12 protein-coding genes and 2 pseudogenes are annotated in these 14,984 nt (G+C 50.3%); 10 read left to right on the top strand and 4 right to left on the bottom strand.

From position 1 onward, the window contains the following. The first annotated feature begins 21 nt into the window (after nt 1-21). The 6 genes from GHO25_RS07355 to GHO25_RS07330 all read left to right on the top strand — a co-directional run bounded on the left by GHO25_RS07355 (nt 22) and on the right by GHO25_RS07330 (nt 4,461). On the top strand, nt 22-1,938 hold the full coding sequence (locus GHO25_RS07355) for a hypothetical protein (protein ID WP_153390346.1): 1,917 nt from the start codon (nt 22-24) through the stop codon (nt 1,936-1,938). 9 nt (nt 1,939-1,947) lie between these two features. Then, entirely contained in the window at nt 1,948-2,364 is a 417-nt protein-coding gene (locus tag GHO25_RS07350; protein ID WP_153390344.1) for a hypothetical protein, read from the top strand. 59 nt (nt 2,365-2,423) lie between these two features. Next, nucleotides 2,424-2,933 (top strand): glycoside hydrolase family 104 protein, encoded by a 510-nt coding sequence (locus GHO25_RS07345; RefSeq protein ID WP_153390342.1) that lies wholly within the window; start codon nt 2,424-2,426, stop codon nt 2,931-2,933. Further along, nucleotides 2,930-3,439 (top strand): lysis system i-spanin subunit Rz, encoded by a 510-nt coding sequence (locus GHO25_RS07340; protein WP_153390340.1) that lies wholly within the window; start codon nt 2,930-2,932, stop codon nt 3,437-3,439. Before GHO25_RS07345 ends, GHO25_RS07340 begins: the two co-directional genes overlap by 4 nt. Before the next feature lie 168 nt (nt 3,440-3,607). After that, entirely contained in the window at nt 3,608-4,015 is a 408-nt protein-coding gene (locus tag GHO25_RS07335) for a hypothetical protein (RefSeq protein WP_153390338.1), read from the top strand. After that, nucleotides 4,015-4,461, top strand: coding sequence for a hypothetical protein (locus tag GHO25_RS07330; protein ID WP_153390337.1), 447 nt, complete (start codon nt 4,015-4,017; stop codon nt 4,459-4,461). The genes GHO25_RS07335 and GHO25_RS07330 overlap by 1 nt, the downstream gene beginning before the upstream one ends. A gap of 250 nt (nt 4,462-4,711) precedes the next feature. Here GHO25_RS07330 and GHO25_RS26730 read toward each other — a convergent pair. Beyond that, nucleotides 4,712-5,025 (bottom strand): annotated as a pseudogene (locus GHO25_RS26730) (type II toxin-antitoxin system RelE/ParE family toxin). After that, nucleotides 5,025-5,303: a type II toxin-antitoxin system ParD family antitoxin gene (locus GHO25_RS07320; protein WP_048369057.1), complete on the bottom strand. Its 279-nt coding sequence runs from the start codon at nt 5,301-5,303 to the stop codon at nt 5,025-5,027. Before GHO25_RS07320 ends, GHO25_RS26730 begins: the two are co-directional and overlap by 1 nt. 173 nt (nt 5,304-5,476) lie before the next feature. Between GHO25_RS07320 and GHO25_RS26490 the strand changes: the two are divergent. Further along, nucleotides 5,477-5,619 (top strand): annotated as a pseudogene (locus GHO25_RS26490) (late control protein); the annotation flags it as partial. Between the two features lie 379 nt (nt 5,620-5,998). Here the strand turns inward: GHO25_RS26490 and adhP are convergent. Next, nucleotides 5,999-7,015, bottom strand: coding sequence for an alcohol dehydrogenase AdhP (adhP, locus tag GHO25_RS07315; RefSeq protein WP_048391436.1), 1,017 nt, complete (start codon nt 7,013-7,015; stop codon nt 5,999-6,001). Nucleotides 7,016-7,316: 301 nt separating this feature from the next. Here adhP and GHO25_RS07310 point away from each other — a divergent pair, with 301 nt between their 5' ends. The 3 genes from GHO25_RS07310 (at nt 7,317) to GHO25_RS07300 (ending at nt 13,439) form a co-directional block, all read left to right on the top strand. Further along, a complete protein-coding gene (locus GHO25_RS07310) occupies nt 7,317-9,302 on the top strand; it encodes an FUSC family protein (protein WP_153390335.1) in 1,986 nt (661 codons plus the stop codon). 307 nt (nt 9,303-9,609) lie between these two features. Continuing rightward, entirely contained in the window at nt 9,610-10,512 is a 903-nt protein-coding gene (locus GHO25_RS07305; RefSeq protein WP_153390333.1) for a GGDEF domain-containing protein, read from the top strand. 809 nt (nt 10,513-11,321) lie between these two features. Next, the gene (locus GHO25_RS07300) at nt 11,322-13,439 is read left to right on the top strand and encodes a hypothetical protein (RefSeq protein ID WP_153390331.1); all 2,118 of its coding nucleotides are present in this window, start codon (nt 11,322-11,324) and stop codon (nt 13,437-13,439) included. Nucleotides 13,440-13,514: 75 nt separating this feature from the next. Here the strand turns inward: GHO25_RS07300 and GHO25_RS07295 are convergent, their stop codons facing one another. After that, nucleotides 13,515-14,831 (bottom strand): undecaprenyl-phosphate glucose phosphotransferase, encoded by a 1,317-nt coding sequence (locus GHO25_RS07295; protein WP_153390329.1) that lies wholly within the window; start codon nt 14,829-14,831, stop codon nt 13,515-13,517. Nucleotides 14,832-14,984 lie beyond the last annotated feature (153 nt).

Raw genomic sequence — 14,984 nt, 5'->3', positions numbered from 1 at the left:
TTTTGCGCCTGGAGAAATTGAATGACTAATGTATCAGCGCTGGAAGCCTACACCGGCCAGATCGCGGAAGCGGCGGCTATGTCCGGTGCTGCGTCTGCAAAGCAGCACCACTACATCCATGGCGATGCAGACTCTGATGTGATCACTGAGTCTGGCCCAGTTCCAACGATTGCGAAGCAAGCGCGGTTGTCTGCTGAAGAAACGGCGGCACTTGAGGGGAAGTTAGCAGACCCTTTTAAGGGGGCTGGGATAGTTGGCTGGCAACGCAACCGGACGTTGAAAGCAGCTTCTACAGTCGCAGAAGTGCTATCGCTACGGGCAGTAAACATTTGGGAGGAAAGATTTGTTGCGCTCATCACGGATAGACCGAATATTGATAATCCCGAAACTTGGGATTGGGCACCTGCGGTACAAGCTGCAAGCGATTATGTAAGATTTACTTTTAATAATTATGGCCCCGGTTCTCAATGCGTGATCGACTTTCCGGGTGGTCGTTACAAAATTAAAAGCAAGGTTGTTATTTCTGCGTTTGCAAAAATTCGGTCAGATGGCCTTGTTGTTTTTGAAACTGAGGTTGCCGGTGATAGTGCATTTCACTTCACGCCAAGTAAAGGTGACTACTTAGAAAGCTCAGTAGTAATTAAAAAGCAACAGTGGTTTCGCGGGCCATTTATCAATGGTGTCTCAGGTGGGATTGTTTTTCGTAATAATCTTGCGCCCGGCGGGTGCACAGGTATAGAGCTTGGGCCTAGGTCGGGTGAGCTGGGTGTGTTTCTTCCTTTTTCCCGCTATTCCTCTATAGATTTTTCTGTAGAAGGCTACGGCGCTGCGATGAAGTTTAATAGGTTTCATAACTATATAGCTTCATTTAGTCGCGCTCACTTGGAAAACAATACTGAGCTTGTTGTTTTTGGTGAGGAGTCAGGGGCTAACGTAGTGGACTCGGGTGAAAATATACACTTTAGTGATTGCGTTTTTGCTCAGTGTCAAACCGCTTTCAGATGGTACTGTGACGGTTTCGACCTTAATCTAACTAATTGCTCTATTGATTATATCGGTACTGTATTTAGGTTTAATCGGTTGTATAGAAAAATCACCGTGTCTGGCGGTCACATGGAAGGTATTGGCGGTGCTCGGGCGCATGATGGTATTGGCGGAATTCTGCTTGAGGAATCTACCCATCCTGATGATCGAGGCATAAAGTGCCACGTGTGCATATCTGGGATACCTGCCTATATCGAGGCGGGCAATATGTTCAGAGGCTCAAATAGGATTAATCTGTTTCTTGATTTTGAGTACAGAAAGTTGGGTAAAGCCAACACTCCAGATAAAATATTTCTGTGCTCGCCCGGCATATCGCTGCGACGCCAAGCTATCGTAAATCAGCATCGTGCAACGCTACCAAGCTGGTCGACTAACCAGTATAAGGCCCCGACATTTGCCAGTGAAGTAGATGGCACGAATGTTAGGACATCACCGCCTTCTGGTTTTCGGGTTGTTGATGGTAGTGCCGCTGCTGTTATTTCGCCCGAAAGTAGCGTGCTGGGTGGGAAGTCTATAAAGATCACGGGCGGAGCAAGTAATAACTACTTTGCTTTAGATAGCACTGGAAAAATCCCGGTTCGTCCAGGAGATATGGTGTTGGCTAACTTGTTTGCAAAGTGCGATGCCTCTGTTTCTTCTGCGGACATTAGTTTGATTTCTCAGATTAGATTTTATTCTGAAGATGATGTTCAGCTAAGCGCTACAAGTGAGGATCTAAATAGCCTCGGCACGTCAGACATAATTCCGGGGCAGTGGTGCTGTCATGCCTATTCTAGGCAAGAAATTGCACCGGCCGGTGCTGCTTATTACAGAACGCGTAGCGGCATATCAGGGCGAGCGCTAAATAATGTCTCTACGTACTTGACGGGGCTTTACACAACTATTCTTAAGTAAGGGGAATGTATGCGGTACTACTTTATTAAGCACACTGAAAAAATCGCCAATGGCTTTGGCGGCACAGCACAAGGCCCGCTTATTAAAATTCTGCCCAAGTACAAGGGGGATGCCGGCCTGATCGAGCACGAGAAAACCCATGTGCGGCAGTGGTATGCAGCGTTGGCCATCTGGCTGTTGCTGTGCGCGCTGCTTTCGCTGGTCGTGTCGCCGGTGCTGTGGCCACTGTGTGGGCTGGCCCCGCTTGTGCACCCGGTGCTGTACAAGCTCGTCCGGCCTTACCGCCAGTGGTGCGAGGTTCAGGCGTACCGTAAGCAGCTCGCAACGGGCGGCTACAGCACCGGCGAGTTTGCGGTAATCGCCCTGGTAGAAAAGTACGACCTTGGGTTGTCCTCCGATCAGGCCAAAGCGCTGTTATTCGACTGACCGATCCTCTCTCAACCCAACCCGCCATCGAGCGGGCTTTTTTTACCTGGAGTTTGACTATGCCAAGAATTACAGAACAGCAGGGCATTGGCCGTAACCTGCTCGCATTCCTCGACATGCTCGCTTGGTCCGAGCTGGGCAGCGACTGCCTGAAACGCTCCGACGATGGTTACAACGTCATCGTGACCGGGATCGATGGCAAGCTTGAGCTATTCAATGACTACTCAACCCATCCCTTCTCGATCGGTCGGAAGTCCAAGCAGATCAACAGCCGCGGTCTGACTTCCAATGCCTCTGGCCGCTACCAGCAAATGCTCAGGGACTGGCCGCATTACTGCGATCTTTTGAAGCTCCCTGACTTCGGTCCTGTCAGCCAGGACAAGCTCGCCGTTCAGCACATCAGAGAGTGCAGGGCGCTTCCCGATGTAATCGCCGGCCGCATCGAGCCCGCAATCGACAAGTGCCGGAATATCTGGGCCAGCCTACCGGGCGCCGGCTACGGCCAGCGCGAGCATCGACTGCTGGATCTTATTGCGCAATATGAACGGGCATTGAAGGTGGTGGCATGAGCTCGGCCCGCTGGGTGGGCCTTGCGCTGCTGCTGGCCATTGCTTGTTTTGCCACATGGAAAGTAGACGCTTGGCGCTACGGCAAGCAACTGGCTGATCTGAACGCAGAGCATCAAACCGCACTTACTCGTGTGGCTAACCTCAACTCCGCGTTAATCCTGGAAGAGCAGGACAAGCGCTTTGCTCTTGAACAATGGCTGGTAGCCAGCGACCAAGCCCACTATCGAGACCTGACCGATGAGAAAACCAATCAAGCACGCCTGCGTGATCGCCTTGCTACTGCTGACCTGCGGCTGTCAGTCCTACTCGACGCCACCGACACCGCTGGTTGTGACGCGATGCAAGCCACCACCCGCACCGGCAGCGTGGTTCATGACCCCCGTAGAGCCCAACTTGACCCAGCGCATGCTCAACGAATTATCGGAATCACCGGCGACGGCGATCAAGGACTGATCGCACTGCAGGCCTGTCAGGCCTACGCTAAAGAAGTCTCAGTCACAAAATAAAAGGAGCGGCCGAAGCTGGATGCGTCAACATTCAATCCATCGCAGGTGGCGCGGTACGTCGTTGAGAGTCCAACTTAACCCTGTTTCTTTCCAAAAGGCGGTGGACAAGCTGTATGGTAGTCAGTAGCGTCCACGCCCATTACTTGTGAATGCAGGGAAAGAGGCTATATGAGTCGCGATTATGAAGGTCGTGAGATAAGGCAATCAGTAAGAATTGAAGGCGTTTTGAATGGTCGTTCGATAGCTTCTATGCAAACCCCTTTTATGCTGACAGAGGCCGATTTTATGCGGCTGAGAGGTGGTCCGCCAATTACTGCAAGTATCTCAGCGGGTATTGTTTCGGCGGTTGTTGGATTTGGAATCGGCTTGATTCCAAAATTAACTCCTATGTTAAAGGGAGGGGAAGTTCAGGTTTCGGACCCTGAAGGCTATACGGTTCTTGGCGGTTTGATAATTGCGACTTTGATCTATTTGGTCGGGCTTGCTTTTCCGAGTGATAAAGGGAGAGTTATGAAAAATATTGCAGATCATTTTGTTGAGGAAAAGCCTTCAATCAGAATTTTAGGTGAGCATTGATGTTTACATTATCAGAACTTCCGAGCGCTTATCGGCCTTACAAAAGAATTCAGATTTGCTCAAATATAATTGAGGGTGGGGGTGTGTTGGCTGTAATTGGTGATGTTCCGCCTATATTAATTGGTTGCGGTGAGTCCCCTATGATTTGGGTTCAGGCACCTACGGACCCTGAAGGGAAGAATTATGTGGAGTTGATGAAGGCGTCTGTTCCTTTTCACAAGGCTATTAGTGTTGTGAGTGATGTAGGTGCCTTAACTGTCTTCGCTTCTGGTGTTAAGATTTTATATATTGTTTATTCCGATTCAGATAATGCTTCTGTCGAGTATTTAGATTTGGCTCCGATTGGTTTGAATATTCATGGTGATCTTGAGGGGTTGTATGTTGGTGGAGTGACTTTTTCAACGAATACCTTCAGTGGCGTAGAAGCGTTGGTTTCACTTGGGTGATTCAATCATACATTTATAGGGGGGGGGGGGACTGAAAACAGTTCCTAAACAAGATATTGCCCCCTGATTCTACGTGGCTTACAGAGCAAAGATTGATCTAGAGTTTAGGAAAGGAATATTCCTACAAGCTATAGCCTGCTTGATTTTCCCTACCGGGTTGCAAATCCGCCCACGCCGGTTCGATTCCGGCTTCGGCCTCCACATACGAAAGCCCCGTAGATTAACGTCTACGGGGCTTTTTTGTTGTGTGCTAATCATCGGGCTCGAACAGCAAGGCCGTCTCAAAATCTTGCCCGCCGTAATAAATGCCAATGATAAAAACCAGCTTGCCATCAACGGCAAAAGCAATCACGGCCCGCTTGCGATAGTTCGCTATACGCAGACCCGGGCGTATATCGTCCGTTGATTTCCTCGCAGGGGAAACGTTCGTAAATCTTCGCAGTAGGCCACGATAGCGTCGGTGTAGCGTTTGGCAACTACTGGAGACGCCGCCGTGGCTATAAATCGGTAGAGCGCCGTCAATTGCTCCAAAGCTTCAGGTGAATACTCAATGGAATACGCCATCAAGATTCGGTCGTTGCGTTCTGATGCTCTGCTGCTAACCGGGCACGCACTTCATCGATGCTTACTGCTCGAGAAGGGTCTGCTTTCAGGGCATCGTAAGCGGGAGCTACCTGGCTGACCAGCCAGCTTTCCAGCGCGCGGTCACGGGCCATCAACGCTCGTAGGCCATCACGAATGACTTCGCTTTCAGTGGCGTACTCACCAGCAGCCACTTTAGCTTTCACCGCTTCTGCCATCTGAATGGGCAGAGTGATACTGAATTGCTGAGTGCTGCGCATGATAAGCCTCCCGGGCTGAGTAGGTTTTAATCCTACTCCATCCTCAAAGCCAAACCTAGCGACTCCTTGGCAGTGTATGACGTGTGGTCATGTTCTATACATACTGCCCGCAATGCAGCCGTTTTGCCCTTTACGGCCTGCCTTGTGCGGGGCTTTTGTCGTCTGGAGCACTTATGACACCCACCTTTCGCATCGTCGCAGACGGCGCCGACATCACGTCGTTGATCAATGACCGCCTGCTATTGCTACGTACTACGGAAAACCCGGCATGGAGTCCGACGACTTCGAACTGTGTATTAATGACCGCGACAGCGCCTCTCAAATACAAAATAACTGATTGTTATTAACCCACTGTAGGAGCGAGCTTGCTCGCGATCTTTTGATCTTGATCCAAAAGGCCCCGTTAAACCACGCAGTCGATCGTAGTCGATCGTAGTCGATCGCAGCCTTCGTTCCTCGTCAGCGACTACAGTTTCCTGAAAATAACGATCCCCGAAGGAGAGGGGCCGATTAGGGGATGCCATGCCAAATCGCGGGGTCTACTTGGTCACTTACAAGTGTGAGAGGCTTATCGGCAGTGATTAACGTGCTGCGTGTTATGTATTTAACGTATATATCTCAATAAAAAGATCTTGCCCTTTTACGCGCTGGATTAAGCAGCACGCTAAGACATCCAAAAGGGCAAGATCATCAGGTTAATGCTTTTTGGTGAAATCAATAACCATGCGGCCGGTAAATTTCCCCTGCTCCATTTCTTCAAAAATCGTATTGATATCTTCGAGTGGACGCATCTGCACTTTTGGTACGACTTTACCTTCGGCGCCGAAACGGAAGGCTTCTTTCAGATCTTCACGAGTCCCCACCAGTGAGCCAACGACCTCAATACCGTCCAGGACCAGGCGCGGAATGCTCAGGTCCATTGTTTCAACTGGCAGGCCCACCGCCACAACACGCCCTGCGGCGCGGACACTGGCGACGGCAGAGTTAAAGGCTGATTTGGCGACGGCTGTCACGACCGCCGCATGGGCGCCGCCCAACTCTTTCTGAATGATCTCATCGACATTGTCTGTCTTCGGATTAAGGGTTAAATCTGCCCCCATCTCTTTCGCCAATGCCAGTTGCTTGTCATTGACATCAATGGCGATCACTTTGGCATTGAAGACATTCTTGGCATATTGCAGGGCCAGGTTTCCCAACCCGCCCAGTCCGTAAATCGCCAGCCATTGGCCAGGTTTTATACCTGAAACTTTAATGGCCTTATAAGTAGTCACGCCAGCGCAGGTAATACTGCTGGCTTCAGCCGAATCAAGACCGTCCGGAACTTTGACCGCGTAATCAGCACTGACAATGCATTCTTCAGCCATACCGCCGTCGACGGTATAACCCGCATTCTTGGCAGTGCGGCAGAAAGTTTCTTTGCCGCTGTTACAGTATTCGCAGTTGCCACAGCCGCGGAAAAACCACGCGACACTGGCGCGGTCGCCAACTTTAAGTGATGTAACACCATCCGCTACTTCAGTTACAACACCGATGCCTTCATGCCCAAGTGTTATGCCGGATACATCACCGAAATCTGCATTTTTTACATGCAGGTCGGTGTGGCATACACCGCAGCATTCCATTTTTAATAAGGCTTCTCCATATTCTAAAGGGCGTAATTTTTTGTCTTCAATGACGACGGTCTTATTCTTTGCGACAACAGCTGCTTTCATAGTCAACCCCCACGTATGGAATATCTGAAGGCTCATGTTGACTGCCTAACTAAAAATGAGCGGCTGTAGTCTAGCTGCGATTTTGCAAGTCGTTGGCTTTTAGGATCCGCTGCGATGGGGCCGCAGTTGAGGGCTGATTTGCACCGGATTAAACGTTGACCAAGCAAAAACGGGCTGTTCAGACCTTGGGCTAAGCTGTCATGGCCAAGTCGCAAACAGTACGCAGCCCAAGATCAGAATTGGATTTTCTAATGGAGATAGATACTATCCTAACGATTAGCCTGCTACCTATTGCATAGCCATGAAGCCACCTTCCATCCCGTTATCAGATTTTTGGCAGGCCATCCTCGCACCTTCGCGCAGCGACTTACTGTTCGCCCTGCGCAATATCATCGCCGGCGGGGTGGCGCTGTACCTGGCGTTGATCTTCGATCTGGAACAACCGCAATGGGCGCTGACGACGGTGTTCATCGTGGGTCAGTTCACCAGCGGGATGGTGTTGGGCAAGGGCGCATACCGCTTGGTCGGCACGCTGGTAGGGGGCGTGGCTTCGGTTGCGCTGATTGCCGCGTTTGGCCAGTCGCCCTTGCTGTTTCTGTTGGCCATGGCAACGTGGTTGGCGCTGTGCACCACTGGCGCCTCACTGTTACGCAGCCATGCCGCCTATGGCTTTGTATTGGCAGGCTACACCACCGCGATCATTGCACTGCCAGCGGTCTCGGACCCGCTGGCGGTGTTCGACCATGCGACTGCGCGGTGCATAGAGATCAGCTTGGGGATTATTTGCGCGTCCGTGGCGAGTACCGTTTTGTGGCCCCGTCACGCCGAGCAGGCGCTGTCGGCTCAAGGGCGAGCGGCCTGGCTGGCCGGGCTTGAAGCCGCGGCGGCAGAACTGCTGGGCACGGATCAACGTAAAGGCATGCTGGTTGCCTTGGGGCGACTGGTAGCGGTCGATAATCAGCATGCCAGCGCCCGCTTTGAAGGCCCGGCAGGGCGGCGCCGCTCTCAAGCATTGCGTGTGCTCAGTCGAGACCTGCTCAGTGTGTTGCGTGCAGCCAGGGCGGTGGCACGCCAACGGTTGATGCTCGATGAGGCTCCGCGTGTCATGCCGTTGATCGAGCAAGTGGCGGCGGCATTGCAGCAAGCGCACCTACAGGACCTGCCCGCGCAGGCCCAACACATCAGGCTGGCGCTCGAGGATCAGACCTTGGGCCAGGAGGCGCAGTATTGCCTGATGGCACTGGCTCAGTTGTTGCGCTTGATTGAGCAGAGCGCGCTGACACTTCAGGCCCTGGAGCAGGGGAGAGTGCCGCTAGGTGCGCCGGGCGCCATGTCGTGGCACAAAGACATTGAACAGGGCGTGCTCGCCGGGTTGCGTTGCGCCGTGGCTTTTTTGGCTGTGGCGGCGTTCTGGATGTACACGGCCTGGCCGTCGGGCCTGGGCGCGATATCAATCTGCGGCGTGGTATTGAGCCTGTTTGCCGCCAGAGAAAACCCTTCTGAATCCAGCCTTAACTTCTTAAAAGGCATTGCCCTGTCAATTCCGGTGGCCGGGGTGGTGCATTTTGGCCTGCTGCCCGCATTTGACAGCTTCGCCATGCTTGGCCTGTGCCTGGGTATACCGTTGTTTCTGGCCTCGTTATGCATGAGCCGGCCAGCATTGGCGGCCACCGCTTCGGCGTTCTGCATCTTCTTTGTCAACAACATCGGGCCCAGCAACCTGATGACCTACGACTTCGCCGCCTTCCTCAATAGCGCCGTAGCCACCCTGATGGGCAGCGGCGTCGCCGTGCTGGTGTTCCGCCTTATCCAGCTCAACCCCGGCGAGCGCCATTATCGGCGCATGTACAAAGCCCTGCTGTTTGACCTGGCTCAACTGACCGTACGCCCGCTTGAGCAAGCCGAAAGCTGGTTTGGCGGGCGCATGGCAGACCGCTTGATCCGGCTGTCACGCTACACCGCAGCGTTTGCTACCGGCACCAGCCACTGGTCGCGTGGCCTGCAAGGTTTGGACCTTGGCGATGAGTTGCTCGAACTGCGCGCCTGCCTCGCAAACAGCCAGGGAGCCCTGGCGCTTGCGCGTGATCGCTATTTGCGTTGCCTGGCGGGTGCTTTTAAACAAGGCGGGCCAAGCGAGCAAAGCCTCACGCTTATGGATGCACCCAGCCAGGCTTTGCTCGAGGCACTGGAGCAACCCTCGAGGTTGGCGGAACAAGAGATGGCCAAAGCGGCGATCTTGCAACTGCAGTACACATGGCGCAAAGCCTGCCAGCCAAGTACCGAATAAGTCTGCGCGACCAACGTATAAAAAACATTCATTCAATAGGTAGTGGCGCAATAGTATCATTGGCCGGGATTGCGCTGGCCTGATAACGCCAGGGCGTTGCAAGCACCTGCAGTCGTTGCCGGAGCATGAGGCGGCGATGGGAAGTCGAGTGACCACTAGAGCGGCGGTACTGCATTGCAGCCAGGCATCTTGTTGGCAGCCACAAGATGCCGTGTTACGCCGCAGCCCATCGCGCTGAAAATAACAAAAGTTTGCTGCTTTCAAACGACAAGCTGCCACACATCAAGCGGCTGAGAAGACACGCGTCATGATTGACTCTAAACAGTTGGCTTTAATTCTCGAAGCGCTGCCAGACCCGGCGTTTATCTTTACCCGCAGCGGCAAATACGTTGCAGTGTTTGGTGGGCGCGATACGCGCTACTACCACGACGGCACCGGCTTGATCGGGTTGTACATCCAGGACCTGATCAAACCCGAAAAAGCCAACTGGTTTCTGGAGCAGATAGCCAAGGCACTGGACACGCAAAAGCTCATGGTTGTGGAATACGAGCTAAGCAACCGGGATGTAAAAGGCCTGCTCGATGAAGGCCCCGCAGACCCCATATGGTTTGAAGGCCGCATCCAGGCCCTGAGCTTTCAAGTGGACGAAGACGACGTCGTGCTCTGGGTCGCCAGCAACATCTCAGAGCGCCACCACCTTGAAGTCAAACTCAGGGAACTGAGCGACACCGACCAACTGACCGGCCTCTACAACCGAAGAAGGCTTGAGCATGACCTCACGCTGCACCACCAGGCATTAACCCGATATGCCGTACCAACGTCAGTCTGCATGTTCGACCTCGACAACCTCAAAATAATCAACGACACCCAAGGCCACCACGTAGGCGACCAGATGATCCAGGCTGCCGCCAACATCTGCCGCACGGCATTGCGCAAAAATGACACCGCCTGCCGCTTTGGCGGGGACGAGTTTGTGATTGCCCTGCCCAATACCGCGCGTGAGCAGGCCATGCAGTTTGCCGAACGCTTGCATGGCTACTTCAAACAAGAGCTGGATCATTTTTCAGTGGGCAATATTGTCGTCACCGCGAGCATTGGCATAACCAGCATGGTGCCGGAAGACACCACCCATGAAGACACACTCAAACGCGCAGATCGGGCGTTGTATGAGGCCAAGAAGACGGGCAAAAACAGGATTGTGTGGGGGTGAGGCAATCGCGCTTTGGGGGTTCAACCTGCGTTGTGGCGCAAGAAGCCCGTAGTTTTTTTGCATTGGCTTGACCTGCACGCTTATCAAGCCGTTTAGACCCAGCATTCAAGCTTTACGATCGCCCATGCAGCCCTGATCACAGATGCAGCCATTCACTGAAAGCCCCGTAGACCAACGTCTACGGGGCTTTTTACTGCGCTAAAAGCAAGTGAAGTAGGCTCGACCCAGAGAGTAGTCGTACAGGCTGTCTTGAGAAATTTCCTTCGCTTAAGGGGGGATTTGTCTTACCCACTCATCGGAAAAACCCTAATCGTGGGAGGCGCGTTTACGGACTTGCGTATACACCTTATCTAAGGCGCGTAACTTCAATGCCATTCTTGCGGCCCCTCTGTCTGATGAGAATGCGGGCAGCAGCCTACGGATGATTGAGGGACTGCGAGAGCAACGCAAAAATCACCGGACACCCATAGGCATTGGTCTGCCAGCGCATTAAGTGAGTGTTCGGGGTATATACACAGCGATTGATGCAGGGCGGGTGCAGGATGCACCGAGCTTAACCTTGGGTCTGGAAAACAGTGGCAGGGCTATACGTTTGGAGTGATCTGGCGATCATGAAAAATTATTCATCTGCATAATGGCCACCCCCTGGCCATTACCTATCTTTTAATTGCCCTCGCTATAATGGCGGCCGTCCTGGTTTTTTATGAGGTTTGGTCGTCATGGTAAGTCGTCGGCAACTGCTAAAACTCAGCGCACTCGGAACCGCAACCTTCGCGGCACCGCTGGCGTACTCTGCGAGCAATACAACCATGACGCATAAAAATGGTAGTCCGTTGGGTTCACCGTCTTTAAAAGATGTAGATGATAATGCGCGCAGCCTCGATCTATTAGTGTGCGGTGACAGCCCAACTTACATGGATCGCAGGGGAGTACAGCGCAGATCCTGGGCGGGTATGGAGGGGGAGTTTAGTGCTGAGCAAATTGCTCGGAAGAAGCAGTTTGATGTATTCCTGAATTCAAGTGGTTTTGAGGCACCTATGCCTTATGAAGCAGGGATTGAGTTAATACGTATAACTCAGACTGTTACCTATGACAAAAATGACTATCGAGCCAAGAGCGAAGCCTTGCCCTTCACGACAAGTGATTGGGCAACTGATGTGTCGAAGTTAGTGTTGATTGGTGATGATTCGCTTCGTCAGGAAATGTCCAGTTCGATCGATCCGAATAAAGGCGCGGGAATGGTGGGCTGGAAACGTCACCAGAATCTCAAAGCCGCCACTACAGTCGGAGAAATATTATCCTTAAAAGCTATCAATATATGGGAAGATAAGTATGTTGGCCTTATAACTGATAGACCTAATGCCGATGATCCTGAGACTTGGGACTGGGCACCTGCAGTTCAAGCTGCAAGTGATTATATTAGATTGATTTTCAATACTTATGGTCCGGGATCGCAATGTGTGATTGATTTTCCGGGCGGGCGTTACAAAATTAAAAGCAAGATCACACTCTCGGCATTCGCGAAATTGCGGTCAGATGGGCTTGTTATATTTGAAACAGAAGTTTATGAAGATGCTGCATTTCACTTCACTCCAAGCGAGGGTGACTGTCCGATTAATTCAGCCGTAGTTAACAAACAGCAGTGGTTTCGCGGCCCATTTATTAATGGTGTGTCGGGCGGTTTTGTATTTCGAAATAACCTTCCGGCAGAAAAATGTATAGGGATAGAATTGGGGCCTAAATCAGCGGATTTAGGAGTAGGGCTCCCATTTTCCCGCTACTCAGCTATAGATTTCTCTGTTGAGGGGTATGGTGTTGCACTGAAGTTCAATAGGTTTCACAACTATATTGCATCTTTTAATCGTGCCCACTTAGAGCAAAATACAGAACTTGTTGTATTTGGTGATGAGTCTGGCGCCAATGTAGTCGATTCTGGGGAAAATATACATTTTAGCGACTGTGTATTTGCCCAGTCTACAACTGCCTTCAGATGGTATTGCGATGGTTTTGATTTACATCTGACCAACTGTTCTATGGATTATATAGGTACTATATTTAGGTTTAGTAGGCTCTATAAAAAAATAACAGTTACTGGTGGGCATATGGAGGGTATTGGCGGGTTGCGGGCGCATGATGGAATAGGAGGCATACTACTGGATGAATCGTCACATCCTGATGATCGCGGAATAAATTGCCAAGTTTATATATCTGGAGTTTGTGCTTACATAGAGCCTGGGAATATGTTTAGAGGTTCAAGTAGGATAAATCTTTTTTTAGATATTGAGTATCGCAAGTGGGGTAGTGCCAATACCCCTAGTAAGGTTTTTTTATGCACCCCAGAAATTTCTCTAAGACGGCAAGCTATTGTAAATCAGCATTGCGCAACCCTTCCTAGTTGGTCTGCTAATCAGTTTAGAGCTCCTACTTTTGCGGGAGAAATTGATGGGGTCAATGTAAGAACGACTCCTCCGTCGGGTTTTATCGTCGTAGATGGTAGTGCGCAAGCAGTAATATCGCCAGAGGATTGTGGCTTGGGCGGTAAGTCAATAAAAATATTAGGGGGAGGCAGTGGCAACTATTTTGCCCTAGATAGTGTGGAAAAAATTCTTGTGCGCCCAGGGGAGATGGTATTGGCTACATTGTTTGCAAAATATGACTCATCCATCTCGGCTGATAGTATTAACATGATCTCGCAAATAATTTTCTATTCAAGTGATGATGTTAAATTGAGTGCAACAGGAGAAGACCTAAACCATCTTGGGCCTTCTGGGATGAAGCCAGGTCTTTGGTGTTGTCACGAGTATTCAATGCAAGCGATTGCTCCGTCGGGTGCTGCTTATTATAAAACTCGAAGCGGAATATCTGGCCTGGTTGGGAGTGATATGGAGACGTTCATATCTGCTATATATACGACAATTTTGAAATAGCTATTTATCTAACGGTTTTTAGTTTCGAAAAAAAACCGCAGATGTGTGACTCTGCGGTTTTTTTCTAGGTGTGATTTAGTAAATATCTTTTGAAATCAGGGTGAGTGGGGTCTTGATCATGATTTTGATATCAAGCCACAGCGACCAGTTATTGATATATTGAAGATCTAATTCAACCCGTTTTTGCATTTTATCAATAGTATCGGTTTCGCCACGACAACCACTGATTTGGGCTAAACCAGTGATTCCTGGTTTGATTCGATGTCGAGCCATATAAGCGTGAATTTTATCGGTATAGTAATCGTTATGAGCTACTGCATGCGGTCGTGGGCCCACTAGTGCCATGTCGCCGTGTAAAACATTAAACAATTGTGGTAACTCATCCAATGAGGTTCTGCGAATAAAGCGTCCAACAGCTGTTACACGAGAGTCATTGCGACTGGCCTGCTGCACATGTTTATCATCATGTAGTTTCATGGAGCGAAATTTCCAAACCTTAATAACCTTGCCGTTCCAGCCATGACGCTGCTGCTTAAATAAAATTGGACCAGATGAAGAAAGCTTAACTGCAAAAGCAATAAGAAGCATAACTGGGCTCAAGAAAACAATGGCAATCAGAGCTAAAGAGCGCTCCATGAGTGCCTTACTAAAGGCGGCAGTAGGATAGCTAGTTAATGGGCTTTCATTCAAATGAATAGCCGGACGGCCACCGACTTCACTTACGGAATGATTTAACAGAAGCATGCTATCCAGGTCAGGAATCCAAACCACATCGACATTCAAATCCAGTAAATCTATGTAAAGTAGTTCGATGCGCTGTGCTTCTTGCAGAGACAGCGCAAGGTATAAGCGACGAATGTTGTGCTCGTTAATAATGGCTCTTAGTTGTGTTAATTCGCCTACAATCAAAGGTGAGTTTTCACCGTCTTCAAAGGGCGAAGCACTAACAACCCCAACTAATGGAAAGTGATTTTGCTGAATGAAACTGTCGGCAAGCTTAAGTGCGACTCCGTCAGAGCCAATAATAAGGCTGTTGTAATGATGGCTGTTGCGCTCGTGATAATGACGCGATAAGTAATGAAGTAACAAATAGGGTGGGATCTGAATAGCGTAGCCGATCAGCGCCCAAGAGATAAGAACCTCACGTGAAAACAACTCACTAGATTTAGTGATGAATCCTACAGTGCTTAAACAGGTTAGTGTGAATGTCCACCCTAAAAATAGGCGCAACAAACCATTTAAGTAGCTATGTCTTTTGTGATAAGCATTGGTAGCTGAGTAGGTTGGTACTGAAATTAGCAATGTTAAAATACCGGCAATACGGTAGTGAAAATCAATGCTCCCATTCTTGGTATAAACCAGTATCAATAATGTAGAAATGATTAGGCTCATAGAAATGAGCCACTGCCCCCAAAATGTCAGTCCTCTGGCGACGGATTTTCTATCTATGCGTGTATGTATCAAAGTATCAGCCTTGTATAGTGCCTGATTATAAAGAAGTGGCTGATATTAGTAAAAATGTAACTGAGCACACTTCATGTCTAT

Source organism: Pseudomonas sp. FSL R10-1350, from assembly GCF_009600525.1.
In the GTDB taxonomy this organism is placed as follows: Bacteria; Pseudomonadota; Gammaproteobacteria; order Pseudomonadales; family Pseudomonadaceae; genus Aquipseudomonas; species Aquipseudomonas helleri.
Note: the sequence above shows the minus strand (reverse complement) of the source record. Positions and strands in the feature narration are given on the sequence as shown.

Bases quoted from the DNA above. Each gene is read 5' to 3' on its own strand.
- GHO25_RS07305 (WP_153390333.1), top strand. From the start codon at position 9,610: ATGATTGACTCTAAACAGTTGGCTTTAATTCTCGAAGCGCTGCCAGAC.
- GHO25_RS07320 (WP_048369057.1), bottom strand. From the start codon at position 5,303: ATGCGCAGCACTCAGCAATTCAGTATCACTCTGCCCATTCAGATGGCA.
- adhP (WP_048391436.1), bottom strand. From the start codon at position 7,015: ATGAAAGCAGCTGTTGTCGCAAAGAATAAGACCGTCGTCATTGAAGAC.
- GHO25_RS07330 (WP_153390337.1), top strand. From the start codon at position 4,015: ATGTTTACATTATCAGAACTTCCGAGCGCTTATCGGCCTTACAAAAGA.
- GHO25_RS07340 (WP_153390340.1), top strand. From the start codon at position 2,930: ATGAGCTCGGCCCGCTGGGTGGGCCTTGCGCTGCTGCTGGCCATTGCT.
- GHO25_RS07355 (WP_153390346.1), top strand. From the start codon at position 22: ATGACTAATGTATCAGCGCTGGAAGCCTACACCGGCCAGATCGCGGAA.
- GHO25_RS07295 (WP_153390329.1), bottom strand. From the start codon at position 14,831: ATGAGCCTAATCATTTCTACATTATTGATACTGGTTTATACCAAGAAT.
- GHO25_RS07350 (WP_153390344.1), top strand. From the start codon at position 1,948: ATGCGGTACTACTTTATTAAGCACACTGAAAAAATCGCCAATGGCTTT.
- GHO25_RS07345 (WP_153390342.1), top strand. From the start codon at position 2,424: ATGCCAAGAATTACAGAACAGCAGGGCATTGGCCGTAACCTGCTCGCA.
- GHO25_RS07335 (WP_153390338.1), top strand. From the start codon at position 3,608: ATGAGTCGCGATTATGAAGGTCGTGAGATAAGGCAATCAGTAAGAATT.
- GHO25_RS07300 (WP_153390331.1), top strand. From the start codon at position 11,322: ATGACGCATAAAAATGGTAGTCCGTTGGGTTCACCGTCTTTAAAAGAT.
- GHO25_RS07310 (WP_153390335.1), top strand. From the start codon at position 7,317: ATGAAGCCACCTTCCATCCCGTTATCAGATTTTTGGCAGGCCATCCTC.